The following is a 17293-nucleotide window of genomic DNA, read 5'->3' as shown; positions in this document are numbered from 1 at the left end:
ACCCCCGAGGAGCTGTCGATGCGTCAGAATCCGGCCAGGCGAACGGCGTTGCTCGACGCCGCCATCGAGGTCCTGGCCCGCGAGGGCTCCCGGGGCCTGACGCTGCGCGCCGTCGACAAGGAGGCGGCCGTGCCCGTCGGGACGGCGACCAACTATTTCGCCGACCGCGCCGACATGCTGGCCCAGGTCATGCGGCGCACCCGCGAGCGCCTGACCCCGGATCCGGCCGAGCTGGCCGGCACGATGACCGCCGAGCCGACGCATGAGCTGGTCCGGACCCTGATGCTGCAGCTCGTCGACCGCATGCGCCGCGACCGCAGCAGCCACCTGGCCATGCTCGAACTGCGCCTGGAGGCCACGCGGCGGCCCGAACTCCACGCCGAGCTGGCGCGCTTCCTCACCGCGGAGCTCGACGCCAACATCGGCTTCCACCTGGAGAGCGGCCTGCCCGGCGACCGCACCGGGGCGGTCCTGCTCTACCTGGCCATGCTGGGGCTGATCGTCGACGACCTGACCGTCCCGGAACTCCTCGCACCGCACCGGCTGGACGCCCTGGTCGACGCCATGGTGACGCGCCTCCTGCCGCGCCGGTGAGTCAGCGGCGCCTGGCGCCCACGGAGCGGCGCAGGCGGCGGACCGCCGAGGCGAGTTCCGCTCCCGGGGCGCGGATGTCCGGGTCGGGGGCCGGCCGGGGAAGCGTGGCGGCGGCCGGCCAGAGAGCGAGCTGCGCGTCCCGTGGGCCGTGCGCCGTGTACGCGACGCCGTCGCCGTCGCCGTCGCCGTCGCCGAAGATCCGTACCGGGTGCGAGGCGTCCCAGCTCCGCCAGCCGGGGTCGCCGGTCGCCGCGAACCGGACCCAGGCCCCGTGCATCGCGTCGGCCAGTTCCTGCGGGGCCCCCTCCCCCGCCAGCCGCGTCGACTCCGGGACCGCGCCGGAGTCGAAGACGAACCCGAGGTCGAGGGCGTGGCAGGCGCCGAGGCCCGGGCGGCGGGACGGCCAGGCGAACTCGTAGAGGTGGCAGCCGCCGGGGCGGGCGTCGGCGAGCCGGTGCAGGGGGATGCGCAGCAGGTGGTCGGTGACCATCTGGCCGACGATCTCGGCGGTTCCGGCCTCCGGGTGCAGGGCGCGGTAGCCGCGCGCCACGTCGGCGCCGGCGTGGCAGCGGGCCATGGCGCCGGCCAGGGCGACCGGGCCGAGCCGGTCGACGCGCTCCACCAGCCCGCCGGGCACCAGCCACAGCCGGTACTCGTCCCGGGTCCAGCCCATGAGCAGCCGCACGTCCCGGGCGGCCCCGCCCTCGGTCAGGGCCCGGAGCGGGTCGCCGGGCACCAGGTCGCCGTCGACGACGATGCCGAAGGCCGGGCCGCCGAGGACCGGGCTGCTGAGCCGGCCGACCTCCGCCTGGGTGCGCAGCAGCAGGTCGCGGTCGACGGCGGCGAAGGCCTCGGCGGTGGCGGGGATCTTCAGCCGGGCGGCCATGCGGCGCACCATGCGCCGGACCCTGTCGCGTTCCGAGACCTCCGGCGGCCCGCTCTGCAGCACCGCCCGCCGGATCAGGCCCTGGGTCTGGGGCGCGGCGAGCAGGACACCGGCGCTGATGGCCCCGGCCGACTGCCCGCACAGCGTGATGCGGTCCGGGTCGCCGCCGAAGGCGGCTATCGCCTGGTGGACCCAGCGCAGGGCGGCGAGCTGGTCGCGCAGGCCGGGGTTGGCGGGGGCGTCCGGGAAGAGGCCGTAGCCCTCCACGCCCAGCCGGTAGTTGACCGAGACGCAGACGACCCCGTCGCGGGCGAAGGTACGCCCGTCGTACACCGGCACGGCGGAGGATCCCCTGGTCAGGGCGCCGCCGTGCAGCCAGACCAGGACAGGGAGGCGGGCGCCGGGGCCCGGCTCGGGGGTCCACACGTTGAGGTTGAGGCAGTCGTCGCCGGGGACGGCCGGGTCGGACAGGTACAGGGCGAAGGCGCCGGAGTAGGGCGGTTTCGGCGCGGTCGGCCCGAACGCGGCGGCGTCGCGCACCCCGGCCCAGGGCTCGGGAGCCTCCGGCGGGCGGAACCGGCGGGGGCCGACCGGCGGGGCGGCGTACGGGATGCCCCGGAACACCGCGATCCCGTGCTCGTACCGGCCGCGCACGGCCCCGTGGGGCGTTCTCACCACGGGGCCCGTCTGGTCTGCCGTCATCACCCACCAGCCCTTCACCGTGCTGCGCACAGGCCACGCTGTGCACAGGAGAGCGCGATGTCGCACGTACGTATTCCCGTGCACCGACCCGCCGGTCGGCCGGACGGCGGGCGTCCCGCCCTCGCCCTCGGCCGTCCGGCCCGTGCGATCCCGCGAAGGCCCGCGTCTTCACGCCGCCTTGGGGCCCACCTATCGTAGGAAGCGCTTTCTATTTGGTCGGTGCGCAGACCGCGGAGGCGGCGGTGGTCGCACCTTTCGGTGGCCCGGCGGCGGGTCGGAAAGGCGGTTCCCCATGGTCCGTGCGGGGAGTGCGAGCGTGGCGGCCGGGCCGACGCTGGCGGTGGTGGCCCGCGAGGCGGGGGTGTCCGTGCCGACCGCGTCGAAGGTGGTCAACGGGCGTGAGGACGTGGCACCCGAGACCCGCCGCCGGGTCACGGAGGCGCTGGACCGGCTCGGGTACGTGCGCCGGCCCCGTTTCGACGCGGCGAAGGCGTCGGGGCTGGTGGACCTGGTGGTCCACGCGCTGGACAGCTCCTGGTCGGGCGCGGTGCTGCACGGCGTGGAGGAGGCGGCGTACGAGGCGGGGCTGGAGGTGGTCGTCTCGGCGGGCCCGAACCGCACCCGGGGCGACCGGCCGCACCGCGGCTGGCTGGACAGGCTGACGGCGCGGGGCTCCTCGGGCGTGCTGTTCGACCTGGCGGAGCTGTCCCACGCGCAATACGCCTGGCTGGAGCACCACCGCATCCCGTTCGTGATGATCGACCCGGTGCACGAGCCGCCGGCGGGCGTGGTGTCGGTAGGGGCGGCCGACTGGCAGGGCGGGGTGAGCGCGACCGAGCACCTGCTGGGCCTCGGGCACACGCGGATCGCCGTGATCGCCGGGCCCCGGCGCAGGACGTGCAGCACCGCCCGGGTGGCGGGCTACCGCTCGGCGCTCGCCTCGGCCGGGGTGCGCCGGCGCGCCGGGTACGAGCGGTACGCGGGCTTCGACGACAGGACGGCCCGGCTGCGCACGCACGAGCTGCTGGACCTGCCCGAGCCGCCGACGGCGGTGTTCGTCTGCTCCGACCGGATGGCGCTCGGGACGTACCGGGCGCTGGCCGAGCGGGGACTGCGGGTGCCGCACGACGTCAGCGTGGTCGGCTTCGACGACCTGCCCGCGGCCCGCTGGGCGACTCCGGCGCTGACCACCGTGCGCCGGCCGCTCGGCGAGATGGCGGCGACCGCGCTGCGGCTGCTGGTGCGCATGGCGCACGGCGAACGCCCGGAGGGCACGCGCACCGAACTGTCGACACGGCTGGTCCACCGGTCCAGCACGGCTGCACCGCGGCCCGAGCCGGCACCGGGACGCTGACGGGGACGGCGGGGCCCGGCACGGGCGACGGCCGGGCACCCCCCGTGCGAAGCGCCCGTCCGTCGCGGCTGTTCCGTGGCCCCGCTCAGTCCTCCGCGTGCGCGTGCCGGCCGGCGGCGCCGGCGAGGGCCTCCACCACGTCCACGGCGCTGCCGTCGTGGTCGCTGCCGGCGGTGCCGCTGCCGGTCTGGACGTTGGCCGTGCGGTCGACCTCGAGGATCGAGTCGGCGTGCGAGTTGTCGACGACGGTGACCAGGCCGCCGCCGGACGCGGCCGCGGCCCCGGCGCCGGCCGCGAGCAGCGCGACCGCGAGCACGGCGGCCGCGCCGAACCGGGGTCCGGCCGCCGTGCTGCGCGCCCCGCCGCCCGGGGCCCGGTCCCGCACGGACGTCATACGGCCACGCCCTCGGGGGTGAGCCGCTCGCGGGCGATGTTGCGCTCCAGCAGGCTGGTCGCCGCCTGCACGCCGACCCCGCTCGCGGGATCCACCCGGGGCAGCCGGCCGTCGGCGGCCTTGAGGTCGCTGAGCGCGGAGTCCACCGCCTCGTGGGCGGCGAACAGGCAGGGTGTGCTGTAGATCGCCACGTCCACGCCGAGGTCGGACAGCTCGCCGAGCGACAGGCGGGGCGACTTGCCGCCGGCGATCTGGTTGAACAGCAGCGGCTTGCCGCCGGTGACCTCGCGGATCCGCTTGATCCAGTCGACGCTGCGCACCCCGTCGACCAGCACCACGTCGGCGTCGGTCGCGGCGAGCCGCTCGGCGCGGTGCAGGATGTCGTGCTCGTCGGTGGCGTCCGTGCGGGCGACGACCACCAGGTCCTTGCGGGTCTCCAGCACGCGGTGCAGCTTCTCCAGGTACTCCTCCAGCGGCAGCACCTGCTTGCCGTCGGCGTGGCCGCAGCGGCGTGGCCGCTTCTGGTCCTCCAGGATCACCCCGGAGGCACCGATCCGCTCCAGTCCCTCGACGACGTGACAGGCGACCTCGGGATCGACGTACCCGTCGTCGATGTCGACCAGCAGGTGGTGGTGCGGGAACGCGCCCCGCAGCCGCTGGACGAAGGCCACCATGTCCGGCCAGGCGATGAACCCGATGTCCGGCAGGCCGTAGTACGAGGCCGCGAAGCCGAAGCCCGAGACGAACATCCCGTCGTAGTGCTTGGCCGCGATCGACGCCGAGTACATGTCGTACACGCCGATCAGCGGTGTGGTCCCGGGCCCGGCGATCCGCTCGCGCAGCTTCTTCCCGTAAGTCAAGGTCCGGCTCCTTCTGTGGGTGGGTGACGCGGGCGGCATCGCTGCCGCCCGCGTCTCGACGCCCTTTACCAAGCCAAGAGCTTCCCCAAGTACACGCATGACCTGTGAATTACGTGGGCTTTACTCACTCGGACGGCCCAACGAGTTCACCGCAGAAACGTCACTCGGGCCGGCCCGCCGCCCAGGCCAGGCCCCCGCCCAGGTGGGCCAGGAAGTCGGTGTCGCGGTAGGCGTCGGCGGCGTGCCCGAGGGTCGTGTAGAACACCCGTCCGTCCCCCTGCCGGCGGCACCAGGCCAGCGGGTGGTCCTCGCCCATCCGGCCGCCCTCGTACGACGTCTCGTCCGCGCGCAGCAGCACCCGGGCGCCGCCGCGCGGGTTGGCGTCGAAGTCGTACCACTCGTCGGTGACGTCCCACACCGCGGGCAGCCCCCGGGTCGCCGGGTGCCCGGCGTCCTCCACGACGGCCCTGCCGGGCTGGTACGCCGGGTGCCGCGTGAAGCGGGCGCCGAGGAGTTCGCCGTAGTACGGCCATCCGTGCTCGGTGCAGGCCGCCGCGTGCACGCCGGCGAAGCCGCCGCCCGACTCGACGTACCCGGCGAGCCGCCCGCGCCCCTCGGGTGTCAGCACGTCACCGCTGGTGGAGAGGAAGACGACGGCGGCGAACCCGTCGAGCGGCCGCTCCAGGTCCGCCGGATCCTCGGTGTGCTCGACGGCGAACCGCCCCAGGGCGCGTACGGCGTCGACGGCGGCCGGGATGGAGTCGTGGCGGTAGTCGGTGGTGCGGGTGAAGATCAGCAGCCGGGAGGTCATGCGCCCGAGTCTCACCGCTCACCGGGTCCCACGTCACGGGCCGGCCCGTTCCCCGGCACCGGCCCGGGGCTCAGCCGCCCTCGGTCACGCTGTTGTCGGGGGCTCCGTCGCCGGTGGAGGGCAGGTCGCCGCGGCGCACCGGCCCGGTCGGGGCCGGTGCGGACGGGGGCAGCAGGGCGGCGAGTTCAGCGGTGGAGGGGCGGTGGACGGCGCGCAGCGCCGCACGCAGGACGGCACCGGGGACGTGCTCGCCGCTGAGCCGGACCACGCAGCCCTTCTTCGCCACCGCGTACGCGGGCCGGCCGGCGTGGGCGGGGCGGTCGACGTAGAGGTGGAGCACGGCGCCGCCCTCGGCCCAGTACGCGGCGGAGAAACCGTCGTCGCCGTTCACGCCCACGGACTGCTGGGCGAGGGTGAAGCCCGGCGCCCGGGTCACGTAGACGAGGTCGGGCGCGATGCCCATCGCCTCGACACGGGCCTCGAGTGCGGCACGGTCCGGGTGGGGCGCGGCGGACGACGGCCGCGCGGAGCCGGCGTCCGCCTTCCCGGCCTTCTCGGTGCCACAGCCCGCGAGCAGGGCGGGCAGCAGCAGGAGCGGGGGCAGTAAGCGCGCGGTACGGATCATGCGCCCATGGTGCCGCACAGGTGTGCCGGGGCGGCCGGGCGGTACGGGGTCAGGAGCTGGTGAGGACCACCAGCTGCCGGGTCGCCCGGGTCATCGCCACGTAGTGGTCGACCGCGCCCTCCACGCCCTCGCCGAACGTCTCCGGGTCGACGAGGACGACCAGGTCGAACTCGAGCCCCTTGGACAGCTCCGGGGTGAGCGAGCGGACGCGGGAGGTCGGCCGGAAGCCGGGGTCGCCGATGACGCAGGCGATGCCCTCGCCGTGCGCGGCGAGCCAGGCGTCGAGGACCGCGTCCCGGTCCGCGACCGGACCGTGGACGACGGGGACACCGCCCTTGCGGATGGACACCGGCACGTTGGCGTCCGGGAGCACGGCCCGGATGACCGGCTCGGCCTCCGCCATGATCTCCTCCGGGGTCCGGTAGTTGACCGTCAGGGAGGCCACGTCGATCCGGTCGAGGCCGATCCGCTCCAGCCGTTCGCGCCAGGACTCCTCGAACCCGTGCCGGGCCTGGGCGCGGTCGCCGACGATGGTGAAGCTGCGCGACGGGCAGCGCAGCAGCAGCATCTGCCACTCCGCGTCGGTCAGTTCCTGGGCCTCGTCCACGACGATGTGCGCGAACGGGCCCGCGAGCAGGTCGGGTTCACCGGCGGCCGGCGCGTCCGGGTCGACCAGGCTGTTCTGCAGGTCCTGACCGGTCAGCATCGTCATCAGCATGCCCTCCCAGTCGTCGTCGGTCCTGAGCAGGTTCTCGGTGACCTGGGCCCGGTAGGCGCGTTCGGCGGCTGCGGAGGCCTCCAGCCGGCGCCGGCGCCGGGACGCCCCGGGATCGCCGAGCCGCTGCCGGGCCGCGTCCAGCAGCGGCAGGTCGGACACCGTCCAGGCCCGGGGATCGGCGCGCTGGAGGGTGCGCACCTCGTCGCGGGTGAGCCAGGGCGCGCACAGCCGCAGGTAGGCGGGCACCGACCAGAGGTCTCCGACCAGGTCGGCGGCCCCGATCAGCGGCCAGGCGCGATGCAGGGTGCCGACCAGTTCCTCGTCCTGCGCAAGCGCCCTGCGGAACCGCTCGGCCGGGACGTCGCCGCCGCCGCCGTCGTACTTCTCCCGGAGGATCGTGACCAGTTCCTCCCAGACCTGCTCGCGCCCCTCGTTGTGCGGTGTGCCCGGGCCGGGCGCCCGGAACGCCTCGGCCCAGTCCTCGGCGGTCAGCCGGAGGTCGCCCCGGTCGGTCGTGACCGTCATCGCCTCGGCAGGCGGCTCCTCGTAGAACCTGACGGCGGTCTCGATCGCCCGCGCCATGTCCGCGGACGACTTCAGCCGGGCCGCCTCCGGGTCGGTCTCGGTCCCCGCCGAGGCTCCCTCGGCGACGAGGTCGCTGAGGACGCAGGTCTGCACGCCCTCCTCGCCGAGGCTGGGCAGGACGTCGGAGACGTAGGCGAGGTAGGGCCGGTGCGGACCGACGAACAGCACGCCGCCGCGCCGACGGCCGAGGCGGGGGTCGGCGTACAGCAGGTGGGCGGTCCGGTGCAGCGCGACGACGGTCTTGCCGGTGCCCGGGCCGCCGTCGACGACGAGCGCGCCGCGGGACCCAGCCCGGATCACGGCGTCCTGGTCGGCCTGGATGGTGGCCAGCACGTCGCGCATCCGGGCCGACCGGGTGCCGCCCAGGGAGGCGATGAAGGCGGACTGGTCGTCGAGCGCCGCGTGCCCGTCGAGCCCGTCGGCGGTGAACACCTCGTCCCAGTAGTCGCTGATCCGGCCGTCCGTCCAGCGGTACCTGCGGCGGCTCGCCAGGCCCGCCGGGCTGGCGTGGGTGGCCGCGAAGAACGGTGCGGCGGCGGGTGACCGCCAGTCGATCAGCAGCCGGCGCCCCTCGCTGTCGGTGAGTCCGAGCCGGCCGATGTACACCGGCTCGGGATCGTCCGCGCCGACCATGCGGCCGAGGCACAGGTCGGCGCCGAAGCGGCGCAGGGTGCGCAGCCGGGCGGTGAGCCGGTGGACCTCCAGGTCCCGGTCCATCGCCTGCTGCCCCGTGCCGCCGGGCGCCCTCAGCTCGGCCTCCAGGCGGACGGACAGGTCGGCGACCGACTCCTCGAGGCACCGCGCGAGCGCCGCGAAGTGCCGTGCGTCGTCGGCGATCAGCGCCGGGTCGGCCTTGGCGGACAGCCGGTCGGGAAGGTCGAACACGCTGCCGGTCGGGGGCGTCGCGTCGTCGACTCCGCTCGAAACCACATGCACTACGCAACTCTCGCATTCCTGCAGGTACCTGGCTCGGGCCGCTGATTGTGCAGCACGGAGGGGGGCTTGCGGCAAGGCCCCCCGTGCGCTATACGTTGAGAGTGGCGAGGAGTGGGTGAACTCCTCGCCTTCGTCGTTTGTGCGCCTGGGCCCCCGGTCGGCCGTGTCCGATTCCTTCAAGACCGGTCCGGGCGCCCGTGCCTACGGTGGCCGCATGACTCCACGATTCGCTCTGATCGGTGTGGTGGCCTCCGACCTGGCCGCCTCGCTCGCCTTCTACCGCCGGCTCGGGCTCGTCTTCCCCGAGGGGGCCGAGGAGCAGCCGCACGTCGAGGCGGAACTGCCCGGCGGGCTGACCCTCGCCCTGGACACCGAGAGCACCGTCCGCTCCTTCCACCCCGGGTGGCGGCCGCCCGCGGGCGGGGGCCGTGTCTCACTCGCCTTCCGGTACGGGTCGCCCGCCGAGGTCGACGCCGGGTACGAGGACCTGGTGGGCGCCGGCCACCACGGCGAGCTGAAGCCGTGGGACGCCTTCTGGGGGCAGCGGTACGCCGTCGTCCTCGACCCCGACGGGAACACCGTCGAGCTGTTCGCGCCCCTGGCCGCCGAGTAGCTCGCCCAAAGTCGTGCCCGCGAACTCCCTGACGTCGCGGGCCAGGTGGGGCTGGTCGGCGTATCCGGCGCGGGCCGCCGTCTCGGCGTAGGGGACGCCGGAGCGGGCCAGGGCCAGGGCGCGCCGCAGGCGCAGGACGCGGGCGAGGGTCTTCGGGCCGTAGCCGAAGGCGGTCCGGCAGCGGCGGTGCAACTGGCGTGCGCCGAGGCCGAGTTCATCGGCCGTCGCCGCCACCGTACGGCCCTCCTCCAGGCAGGCGACCAGCCTTCGCAGAAGAGGGTCCGGGGCCGGTGACCCTCCGGCGAGGCCGAGGGCGATGTCCTCCAGGGCCGTCGCCGGGCCGGGCGCCGCCTCGACCCGGTCGCGCAGCCGCCGGACCCGGGCGGCGGGCCAGAGATCGGCCAGTTCCACCCGGGCGTCGCGCAGTTCGTGGGCGGGTACGCCGAGCAGGGCGGGGGCGGTGCCGGGGAAGAAGCGGACGCCGGACCAGGCGCGGGGCGGTCCACCGGGGACGTACGCGCGGGTGTCGGGCCCGGCGACCAGCAGCCGGCCCTCGCTGAACAGCAGGTCCATGCATCCGTCGGGCAGGACGGGGCGGCGGGCGGGGTCCTCCGGGGTACGGTGCCAGACCACCGCGCCGGCCAGCCGGGACGGCCGTTCCTCGTACACGCACGCCAGGCTACGCCTCCGGGACCACCGCGGTCCCTCGCCTCCGTCTCCGGCCCGCCGGCGGCCCCCCTGCGCCCGGGGTCCCGAGGGGCGGGCCACGCCCGCCGTCACTTCGCCGGCGGCTGCTGCTCCCCCGGCGTCCCGTTGCCCTTGGGGGCGTGGTGGCCGTTCTTCGGCTGGGTGCGGAGGCGGGACGTGACGTCCTCCGGGGGGAGGAAGCGGGACCAGCGTTCGGGGAACTCGGAGGGCATGTCGGGGTCGTCGGGGTCGGTCTCCAGGCCGGCGGCGGCGCGGGCGACGTACTCGGCGACCTGGGCCTGGCGGACCCGTTCGTTGGCCTCGCGGGCGGCGGCCGTGGCCGCGGCCGGCCAGACCCGGTCGATGGCCGCGTTCACCGCCGCGCCGACGAGCACGGCGAAGGCCGCCACGCCGATCCACAGCAGGACGGCGACGGAGGCGGCGAGGGAGCCGTAGATGGTGGCGCCCTCGATGGTGTGCACGAGGTAGATCCGCAGCAGGAAGCTGCCCAGGACCCACATGGCGAGGGCGACGAGCGCGCCGGGGACGTCCTCGATCCACGGCGAGCGGACCGGGACGGAGACGTGGTACAGGGTCGTGAGGAAGGCGATGGACAGGACGATCACGACCGGCCAGTACAGGACCTGGACCAGCGTCTCCGACCAGGGCACGACCCCCACCACAGCGTCCGGCCCGGCCACCATCAGCGGCAGCGCCACCGAGCCGATCAGCAGCGCCACGATGAAGAGCAGGAAGGCCATCATCCGGGTCTTGACGATGCCCCGGACGCCGTCGAGGCCGTACATGACCGTGATCGTGTCGATGAAGACGTTCACCGCCCGGGACCCCGACCACAGGGCGAACACGAAGCCGATGGAGATGACGTCGGGCCGCCCGCCCTTGATCACGTCGTGCAGGATCGGCTGGGTGATCTCCTTGACGCCCTTCTCGGACAGGACGGTGCGGGAGGCGTCGAGGAGGTTGTTCTCCAGGCTTCTGATCGTGTGGGCGCCGGTCCAGGCGTCGACGTAGGCGAGCAGCCCGATGAGGCAGAGCAGCAGGGGCGGCACCGACAGCAGCGTGAAGAACGCCGCCTCGGCCGCCAGCCCCAGGATGCGGTACTCCATGCACGAGTTGACGGTGTCCTTCAGCAGCAGCCAGGCCGTCCGGCGCTTGGAGACGTTCCGGTAGAGGGCTCTGGCCCGGTGGAGGCGGCCCGCGGGTCGCTCGGGGGTGTCACTTCCTGGCTGCACGACCTAACGGTATCCGCCGCACCGGGCGCCCCTCACCTTCCGGGCAGGGCGGACGGCAGGACGGCTTCGCCGCGATCCCGGGTAGGTTCAGGTGCATGGCAGGCCACTCCACGCACACCGTGACGAATCAGCCGCCCGAGCTGGTCGGGTACGACCTCTTCACCGCCGACCGGGCCCTGACCGAGGCCGTCGAACGGCACACCGATCCCGCGCTGCTGCCCGAGGTGCGCTCCGAGCTGTCCGGGCTCGGCCGGACCTCGGGCTCCTCCCAGGTCCGGGAGTGGGCGGTGCAGGCGAACGAGCAGCCGCCCCGGCTGCGCACGCACGACCGCTACGGCCACCGGATCGACGAGGTCGACTTCCACCCGGCCTGGCACCGGCTGCTCGGCAAGGGCGTCTCGGCGGGGCTGACCGGCGCCTGGACCCGCCCGGCCGGGCACGTGCGCAGAGCGGCCGCGTTCGTGGTCTGGACCCAGGTCGAGGCGGGCACCTGCTGCCCGCTGTCGATGACCCACGCGGCCGTGCCCGCGCTGCGGGCCGACCCCGCCCTCGCGGCCGAGTGGGAGCCCCGGCTGACGTCCGCGATCTACGACCGCGACCTGCGGCCCGCGGACCGGAAGGCCGGCGCGCTGTTCGGCATGGGCATGACCGAGAAGCAGGGCGGCAGCGACGTACGGGCGAACACCACCGAGGCCCGGCCGCTCGCGGAGGCCGGGACGTACACGCTGACCGGCCACAAGTGGTTCTGCTCGGCGCCGATGTCGGACGGCTTCCTGGTGCTGGCCCAGGCCCCCGACGGCCTGACCTGCTTCCTCGTCCCGCGCGTCCTCGCCGACGGCACCCGCAACGTGTTCCTGATCCAGCGGCTCAAGGACAAGCTGGGCAACCGGTCCAACGCCTCCGCCGAGGTCGAGTTCGCCGGCACCTGGGCGCGCCGCGTCGGCGAGGAGGGGCAGGGCGTGCGCACCATCATCGAGATGGTCGCCGCGACCCGGCTGGACTGCGCGCTCGGCTCGGCGGGCCTGATGCGGCAGGCGGTGGCGCAGGCGATCCACCACTGCACGTACCGCGAGGCGTTCGGCGGCCGGCTCGTCGACAAGCCGCTGATGCGCAACGTGCTCGCCGACCTCGCGCTGGAGTCCGAGGCCGCGACCGCGCTCGCGGTGCGGCTCGCGGCCGCCTGCGACGACGGGGGCGAGCAGGAGCGGGCCCTGCTGCGGCTGGCGGTGCCGGCCGCCAAGTACTGGATCACCAAGCGCTGCGCGCCGGTGGCGGTGGAGGCCGCCGAGTGCCTGGGCGGCAACGGGTACGTCGAGGAGTCGGGCCTGCCCCGGCTGGTGCGCGAGTCGCCGCTGAACTCGATCTGGGAGGGCGCGGGCAACGTGCAGGCGCTGGACGTGCTGCGGGCCCTGCGGCGCGAGCCGGGCGCGCTGGACGCCTGCCTCACCGAGATCGGCCGGGCGCACGGCGCCGACCACCGCCTGGACCGGGCGGTGAAGGACCTGTTCACCGAACTCGCCGACCTGGAGAACGTCGAGGGCCGGGCCCGGCGGCTGGTGGAACGCCTCGCGCTGGTCCTGCAGGGCTCGCTGCTGGTGCGGCACGCGCCGCCGGCGGTCGCCGACGCCTTCTGCGCCTCCCGCCTCGGCGGCGACCACGGCGCGTCCTTCGGCACGCTGCCGGGGGGCCTGGACCTGGCGTCGGTGGTGGAGCGGGCGCGGCCGGTGTCCTGACCGGCAGCGGCGGGCCCGGCCGGGGGCGGACGCAGGGGGGGGGTGGTGCTGCGCCGACACGGCACCACCCCCGCCGCGTGGGCCGGTGGAGGCCCCCGACGCCGCCCGGAGGCGGCGCCGGGGGCAAGTCTCGGCCAAACCCCGGCCGTTCACCAGGGTTGCAGGGGGTTGCGAACTGATACTGGATAGGCACGGGCGGCGCAAGCGGTTCCGCCGGCTGATCTCCGGTATGCCCACCGCGCGGCTGCGCGGCAGGCTGGTGTCCATGGCCGCCGAACTCGGCATCCCCCTGGTCGCCGTCGACCCCGCCTACACCAGCCGCTGGGGCGCCCAGCACTGGCAGAAGCCCCTCAGCAGCACAACTCGCACCACCACTCGCCACGACGCGGCAGCGGTGGCGATCGGAAGGCGCGCCCTGGGACACCCGATCCGGCGACGGACGGCACCGCCCCCACCACACCAGCGTGATGTGGTGGGGCATCGGACCGTCCAGGCCGCACCGGGCGTCCCGGAGCGTGAGGGAACCCGCCCCCGCATTCCCGGACCACGGACACGATCCGTGCGGGCCGGACGCGGAGCGAAAGCGGGCGACCAGTGTGCCCACAACCGTTCGGGGCACACGGCTGAGCACGAGTCCTGGCACCAGGACTCACTCCCACTCAGTCCCTAGGAACGGTTGCAACCTGTCGGTGACTGTGTGCGGAGTGTGTGCACCCGGCATGTGCCGGACGGCAGTATGTGCGCAGCGGCCGGGCCGGGAACCACCGCCGGCACGGCGTGACGCGTGCTGGAACGACAGTGTGCTTGGACGAGTGTGTTCGACGCCCATCCCGGGAGGACCCCAGTGGTGAACCCGCCGACGAACGTGGCGCGTCTGGCCGCCGTGAACGCGGCTCAGGCGGCGCGGATGCTGAACGAGGTGCGCGAGGCGACGCTCGCCGGCCACCGTGCGCGGGTCCCGCCGCGGCCGGTGATCGAGCAGTCCTGGTCGCGGATGCTGCGCAGCGGCGTCGACCCCGACCACGACTTCAGGTCGCGCCCGCTGTCCCGCGACGAAGTGCGGCGCAGACGCGAGGAGTCGCCGCTCAGGCACGTCCTGCCCGTGCTGCGCGAGGGGCTGCTGTCGGTCGCGGACGCCGCCCAGCACATCATGGTCGTCGCCGACGCCGACGGCCGCGTGCTGTGGCGGGAGGGGTCGCCGCAGGTGCTGCGCAAGGCCGACGGCCTCGGGTTCGAACTCGGCGCGGACTGGCGCGAAGACGTCGTCGGCACCAACGGGGTGGGCACCCCCGCGGTCGTACGGCGGCCGGTACAGGTCTTCGCCGGGGAGCACTTCGTCCGCTCCCACACCTCCTGGACCTGCACCGGCGCGCCGATCACCGACCCCAGGGACGGCCGGCTCATCGGCGTGGTGGACGTCAGCGGTCCGCTGGAGACCATGCACCCGGCGACCCTGTCCTGGGTGGGCTCGGTCGCCAAGCTCGCCGAGGCGCACCTGCGCGAACGGCACCTGGCCTCGCTGGAGCGGCTGCGCACGGTGGCCGCCCCGGTGCTGGCCCGGCTGGACGGCAGCGCTCTGGTGGTGGACCGCGACGGCTGGGCGGCGGCCGTGACCGGGATGCCGTACGTACGGCGGCTGACGCTGCCCGAGTCGCTGGCGCCGGGCCGCCGGTGGCTGCCCGCGTTCGGCGCCTGCGCGGTGGAGCCGCTGGCCGGCGGCTGGCTGCTGCGCGCGGCCGGCGACCCGCCGGCCGGCGGCGCCGTCCGGGTCACGCTGGACCTGAGCCGGCCGGGCCGGGGCGTGGTGGCCGTGTCCGGGGCGGCCGGCCCCTGGTCCCGGGAACTCAGTCCCCGGCACGCCGAGTTGCTGTTCCTGCTCGCCGAACACCCCTCCGGGTGCGGCGCGGCGGCGCTCGCGGAGGACCTGTTCGGCGACCGCTCCCGGACCGTGACCGTGCGGGCGGAGATGTCCAGGATCCGCCGGTACCTGGGCGACCTTCTCGGCCACCGGCCGTACCGGTTCCGCGAGGGCGTGGAGGTGGAGGTGCTGCTGCCCGGCGACCCCCGTGACCTGCTGCCCCGGTCGACGGCGGCGGCGGTGGCCCGGCGCCGGACGGCACCGGACGGCGGCTGAGAACGCCGTACGGCACGGGGTGCGTTCACGGGTATTTGCGGGGTCTTGGCCCTGTGGCGTCCGCCGCTGCCGTAGCATCCCTACGGGCCGCCCCACCTGCTCCTCGGTCAACGCGACGACCGCCGGGCGCAGTTGGCCCGCCTCGGGAGGAGACATGAAGCATCGCGGCAGACACCGCCGGCGCAGACGGGGCGCGGCCCTGCGCGCGGTCCTCGCCGGGACCGCGCTGGCGCTCACCGCGACCGCCACCCTGATCAGCACCTCGCAGGCCGAGGTCGCCGGCAACCCCGGCGCGCTCCAGCCGCTGACCTCCCGGGCGGACACCGGCCCGCTGCGGCTCCAGGAGCGCCTGGTCCCCGCCCGCACCCTGAACCGGCTCGCCGCGTCCATGGGCCGCCCGGTCGGTGTGGACGCCGTGCTGCGCACGGCCGACCACACCCTGCGCTCGGGCGCCGGCTGCTCCGCGGGTGACCGGGCGACCCTGCCCGTCGCCCCGGCCGCCGGGCGCGCCTACTGCTGGGACCGGACCGACGCCGCCGCCACGGCCTGGCGGCCCGCCTCGGTGACCACCTCCGGCGACGCCGACGACGACGGCGTGTGGGGCACCCACCGGGTGGTCCTGGCCGGCTGGACCCACAGCGCCACCGCCGGCCGCGCGGCCGAACGCGGCCTGGCCCGGGTGGCCTTCGTCGACACCGACGACCCCGCCCGCCCCGTCTACCGCTGGGTGCTGCTCGTGGTGCCCGTCGACGGCGGCCGGGACTACCGGGGGCTGGCGTCCGGCGTCTCCGGCATGGTCTGGTACCAGAACAAGCTGCTGGTCACCACCACGGCCGGCAGCGCCGACGCGCTCTACGTCTACGACCTCGACCGCATCCAGCGGACCACGGCCACCACGCCGGCGGTCGGCCGGGTGCCGGGCGGCTGGTCCGCGGACGGCTACGGGTACGTGATGCCCGCCGTCGGCTCCTACCGCTACGCGGCCGGCCGCTGCTCCGCCGCCGGCCCCCCGTGCCCCGGCGCCCTCTCCCTGGACCGCGGCTCGGCGCCCGACAGCCTCGTGGCCGGCGAGTGGACCGCGCCCGGCAGCGACCGGCGCGCCCGGCTGTGGCGGTACGCCTTCAGCACGGACCCCGCGCGCGGCGGCCTGCTCGCCACCGACTCCGCGGGGCGCGCGGACGCGGTCGAGGCCTACAGGACCAAGGCGGCCGGGATCCGCGGCGTGCTGTCGTACCGGCGGCCCGGTGCGGCGGCCCCGTCCTGGTATGTGGGACACCTGTCCAGCTCCGCCGGTGCGCACGACGGGCTGTGGCGGCAGGACCGGAAGGGCGCGCAGGCGGCCCACTGCGGCTTCGACGCCTCCCACCACTGCTGGGCCCGCTCGGCGGGCTCCCTGTCCTACTGGCAGGAGACGGGCGAGGTCTGGTCCCTGTCGGACCGGATGCTGTTCGCGGTGCCGCTGGCGGCGCTCGACCGCTCGGCGGACTGACGACCGACGACCGGCGGACCGGCGGACCGACGGACGGGCGGACCGGCGGACCGGCGGTGTGACCGGGCCGATCGACAGACCGCCGGGTGGGGTGATTCCCTGGCCCGCATGAGCACCGTCCCCGTCACCACCTGGTCCCTGGAGCAGACCTCGCCCGCCGACCTGCTGCCGGCCGCCGCCCCGGAGGGCGACGTCCGGATCGTCCGCGCGGAGGTCCCCTCCCCCGAGTTCAGCCGCTTCCTGTACACCGCGGTCGGCGGCGACATCCGCTGGACGGACCGCCTCGGCTGGAGCCACGCGCGGTGGCGGGAGCAGCTGGAACGCCCCGGTGTGGAGACCTGGGTGGCTCTCGACCGCGGCACGCCGGCCGGGTACGTGGAGCTGGACCCGCAGGACGAGGGCGTGGTCGAGATCGCCTACTTCGGCCTGATCGCCGCCTTCCGCGGCCGCCGCATCGGCGGCCATCTCCTGGCGTACGGCACGGCCCGCGCCTGGGACCTGGCCGAGAGGTGGCCCTCCCGGCCGCCGACGAAGCGGGTGTGGCTGCACACGTGCAGCAAGGACGGCGAGTTCGCGATGGACAACTACCTGCGGCGCGGCTTCAGGCTGTTCGACACCAAGGTGGAGGAGGAGCGGCTCGCCCCCACGCCGGGACCGTGGCCCGGCGCCTGACCGGCTGACTCGAATCCGACCATGGCGTGGGCGCGTTCGCGTGACCCACGCCACTCTGTCTCACTATGCAGAATACTTTCGTCCAGATCGCGGACAAAGGTGGACTGGCCAGAGATCCCCATGACACGCTTCCGTCATGCCTGGATCTGGAATTGCCTTGGTGAGTCGGCGGCACGTCGACCTCGGCCGCATGTCCAGCGCCATCTGTCCGGCGAGCTGACGCCCCCAGCACCGCCGACCTCCCCCC

The 17293-nt window shown here is 75.0% G+C and carries 15 protein-coding genes and 2 pseudogenes; 9 read left to right on the top strand and 8 right to left on the bottom strand.

Annotated features, from left to right (window positions below):
• Positions 1–18 precede the first annotated feature (18 nt).
• The gene (locus AQJ66_RS01360) at positions 19–594 is read left to right on the top strand and encodes a TetR/AcrR family transcriptional regulator (RefSeq protein ID WP_061915098.1); all 576 of its coding nucleotides are present in this window, start codon (positions 19–21) and stop codon (positions 592–594) included.
• 1 nt (position 595) lies between these two features.
• Here AQJ66_RS01360 and AQJ66_RS01355 read toward each other — a convergent pair whose 3' ends face one another.
• Positions 596–2182, bottom strand: a complete 1587-nt coding sequence (locus AQJ66_RS01355) for a carboxylesterase/lipase family protein (protein WP_208611274.1) — start codon at positions 2180–2182, stop codon at positions 596–598.
• 292 nt (positions 2183–2474) lie between these two features.
• Between AQJ66_RS01355 and AQJ66_RS01350 the strand changes: the two genes are divergently transcribed.
• Positions 2475–3536, top strand: a complete 1062-nt coding sequence (locus AQJ66_RS01350) for a LacI family DNA-binding transcriptional regulator (protein ID WP_061915096.1) — start codon at positions 2475–2477, stop codon at positions 3534–3536.
• 85 nt (positions 3537–3621) lie between these two features.
• On the opposite strand, the gene AQJ66_RS01345 is transcribed toward AQJ66_RS01350, so the two are convergent.
• The 5 genes from AQJ66_RS01345 to helR all read right to left on the bottom strand — a co-directional run bounded on the left by AQJ66_RS01345 (position 3622) and on the right by helR (position 8459).
• The gene (locus AQJ66_RS01345) at positions 3622–3930 is read right to left on the bottom strand and encodes a hypothetical protein (protein WP_244162707.1); all 309 of its coding nucleotides are present in this window, start codon (positions 3928–3930) and stop codon (positions 3622–3624) included.
• On the bottom strand, positions 3927–4790 hold the full coding sequence (locus tag AQJ66_RS01340; protein WP_061915093.1) for an isocitrate lyase/PEP mutase family protein: 864 nt from the start codon (positions 4788–4790) through the stop codon (positions 3927–3929). The genes AQJ66_RS01345 and AQJ66_RS01340 overlap by 4 nt, the downstream gene beginning before the upstream one ends.
• Before the next feature lie 160 nt (positions 4791–4950).
• A complete protein-coding gene (locus tag AQJ66_RS01335) occupies positions 4951–5601 on the bottom strand; it encodes a ThuA domain-containing protein (RefSeq protein WP_061915092.1) in 651 nt (216 codons plus the stop codon).
• A gap of 70 nt (positions 5602–5671) precedes the next feature.
• Positions 5672–6226 (bottom strand): hypothetical protein, encoded by a 555-nt coding sequence (locus tag AQJ66_RS01330; protein ID WP_061915089.1) that lies wholly within the window; start codon positions 6224–6226, stop codon positions 5672–5674.
• Between the two features lie 49 nt (positions 6227–6275).
• The gene (gene helR, locus AQJ66_RS01325; RefSeq protein ID WP_061915087.1) at positions 6276–8459 is read right to left on the bottom strand and encodes an RNA polymerase recycling motor ATPase HelR; all 2184 of its coding nucleotides are present in this window, start codon (positions 8457–8459) and stop codon (positions 6276–6278) included.
• Between the two features lie 220 nt (positions 8460–8679).
• Here helR and AQJ66_RS36800 point away from each other — a divergent pair, with 220 nt between their 5' ends.
• A complete protein-coding gene (locus AQJ66_RS36800) occupies positions 8680–9078 on the top strand; it encodes a VOC family protein (protein ID WP_079060060.1) in 399 nt (132 codons plus the stop codon).
• Here the strand turns inward: AQJ66_RS36800 and AQJ66_RS01320 are convergent.
• Positions 9064–9747: pseudogene (locus AQJ66_RS01320) on the bottom strand (helix-turn-helix domain-containing protein); the annotation flags it as partial. The gene AQJ66_RS36800 and the pseudogene AQJ66_RS01320 sit on opposite strands and share 15 nt — an antisense overlap.
• 107 nt (positions 9748–9854) lie before the next feature.
• Positions 9855–11018 (bottom strand): YihY/virulence factor BrkB family protein, encoded by a 1164-nt coding sequence (locus AQJ66_RS01315; RefSeq protein ID WP_061915084.1) that lies wholly within the window; start codon positions 11016–11018, stop codon positions 9855–9857.
• 95 nt (positions 11019–11113) lie between these two features.
• On the opposite strand from AQJ66_RS01315, the gene AQJ66_RS01310 reads away from it, so the two are divergent.
• The 6 genes and pseudogenes from AQJ66_RS01310 (at position 11114) to AQJ66_RS40800 (ending at position 17266) form a co-directional block, all read left to right on the top strand.
• Positions 11114–12751 carry an acyl-CoA dehydrogenase family protein gene (locus tag AQJ66_RS01310; protein WP_061915082.1) on the top strand — a complete coding sequence of 546 codons (1638 nt, stop codon included), beginning with the start codon at positions 11114–11116 and terminating at the stop codon, positions 12749–12751.
• Positions 12752–12935: 184 nt separating this feature from the next.
• A pseudogene (locus AQJ66_RS39830) lies at positions 12936–13421 on the top strand (IS200/IS605 family accessory protein TnpB-related protein); the annotation flags it as partial.
• Between the two features lie 174 nt (positions 13422–13595).
• Entirely contained in the window at positions 13596–14885 is a 1290-nt protein-coding gene (locus tag AQJ66_RS01305) for a helix-turn-helix domain-containing protein (protein WP_061915079.1), read from the top strand.
• 154 nt (positions 14886–15039) lie between these two features.
• Positions 15040–16374 (top strand): hypothetical protein, encoded by a 1335-nt coding sequence (locus AQJ66_RS01300; protein ID WP_061915076.1) that lies wholly within the window; start codon positions 15040–15042, stop codon positions 16372–16374.
• Between the two features lie 108 nt (positions 16375–16482).
• A complete protein-coding gene (locus AQJ66_RS01295) occupies positions 16483–17046 on the top strand; it encodes a GNAT family N-acetyltransferase (RefSeq protein ID WP_061915073.1) in 564 nt (187 codons plus the stop codon).
• Positions 17047–17182: 136 nt separating this feature from the next.
• Positions 17183–17266, top strand: a complete 84-nt coding sequence (locus AQJ66_RS40800) for a putative leader peptide (protein WP_341849403.1) — start codon at positions 17183–17185, stop codon at positions 17264–17266.
• The last annotated feature ends 27 nt before the right edge of the window (positions 17267–17293 follow it).

This window comes from Streptomyces bungoensis, assembly GCF_001514215.1.
Taxonomy (GTDB): Bacteria; Actinomycetota; Actinomycetes; order Streptomycetales; family Streptomycetaceae; genus Streptomyces; species Streptomyces bungoensis.
The sequence above is the reverse complement of the archived record's forward strand: the minus strand, read 5'-3'. Positions and strand labels throughout refer to the sequence as shown.

Excerpts from the sequence above, each read along its gene's own strand:
- AQJ66_RS01360 (WP_061915098.1), top strand. The coding sequence starts at position 19 with ATGCGTCAGAATCCGGCCAGGCGAACGGCGTTGCTCGACGCCGCCATC.
- AQJ66_RS01355 (WP_208611274.1), bottom strand. The coding sequence starts at position 2,182 with ATGACGGCAGACCAGACGGGCCCCGTGGTGAGAACGCCCCACGGGGCC.
- AQJ66_RS01350 (WP_061915096.1), top strand. The coding sequence starts at position 2,475 with ATGGTCCGTGCGGGGAGTGCGAGCGTGGCGGCCGGGCCGACGCTGGCG.
- AQJ66_RS01345 (WP_244162707.1), bottom strand. The coding sequence starts at position 3,930 with ATGACGTCCGTGCGGGACCGGGCCCCGGGCGGCGGGGCGCGCAGCACG.
- AQJ66_RS01335 (WP_061915092.1), bottom strand. The coding sequence starts at position 5,601 with ATGACCTCCCGGCTGCTGATCTTCACCCGCACCACCGACTACCGCCAC.
- AQJ66_RS01330 (WP_061915089.1), bottom strand. The coding sequence starts at position 6,226 with ATGATCCGTACCGCGCGCTTACTGCCCCCGCTCCTGCTGCTGCCCGCC.
- AQJ66_RS36800 (WP_079060060.1), top strand. The coding sequence starts at position 8,680 with ATGACTCCACGATTCGCTCTGATCGGTGTGGTGGCCTCCGACCTGGCC.
- AQJ66_RS01310 (WP_061915082.1), top strand. The coding sequence starts at position 11,114 with ATGGCAGGCCACTCCACGCACACCGTGACGAATCAGCCGCCCGAGCTG.
- AQJ66_RS01300 (WP_061915076.1), top strand. The coding sequence starts at position 15,040 with ATGAAGCATCGCGGCAGACACCGCCGGCGCAGACGGGGCGCGGCCCTG.
- AQJ66_RS01295 (WP_061915073.1), top strand. The coding sequence starts at position 16,483 with ATGAGCACCGTCCCCGTCACCACCTGGTCCCTGGAGCAGACCTCGCCC.
- AQJ66_RS40800 (WP_341849403.1), top strand. The coding sequence starts at position 17,183 with ATGCCTGGATCTGGAATTGCCTTGGTGAGTCGGCGGCACGTCGACCTC.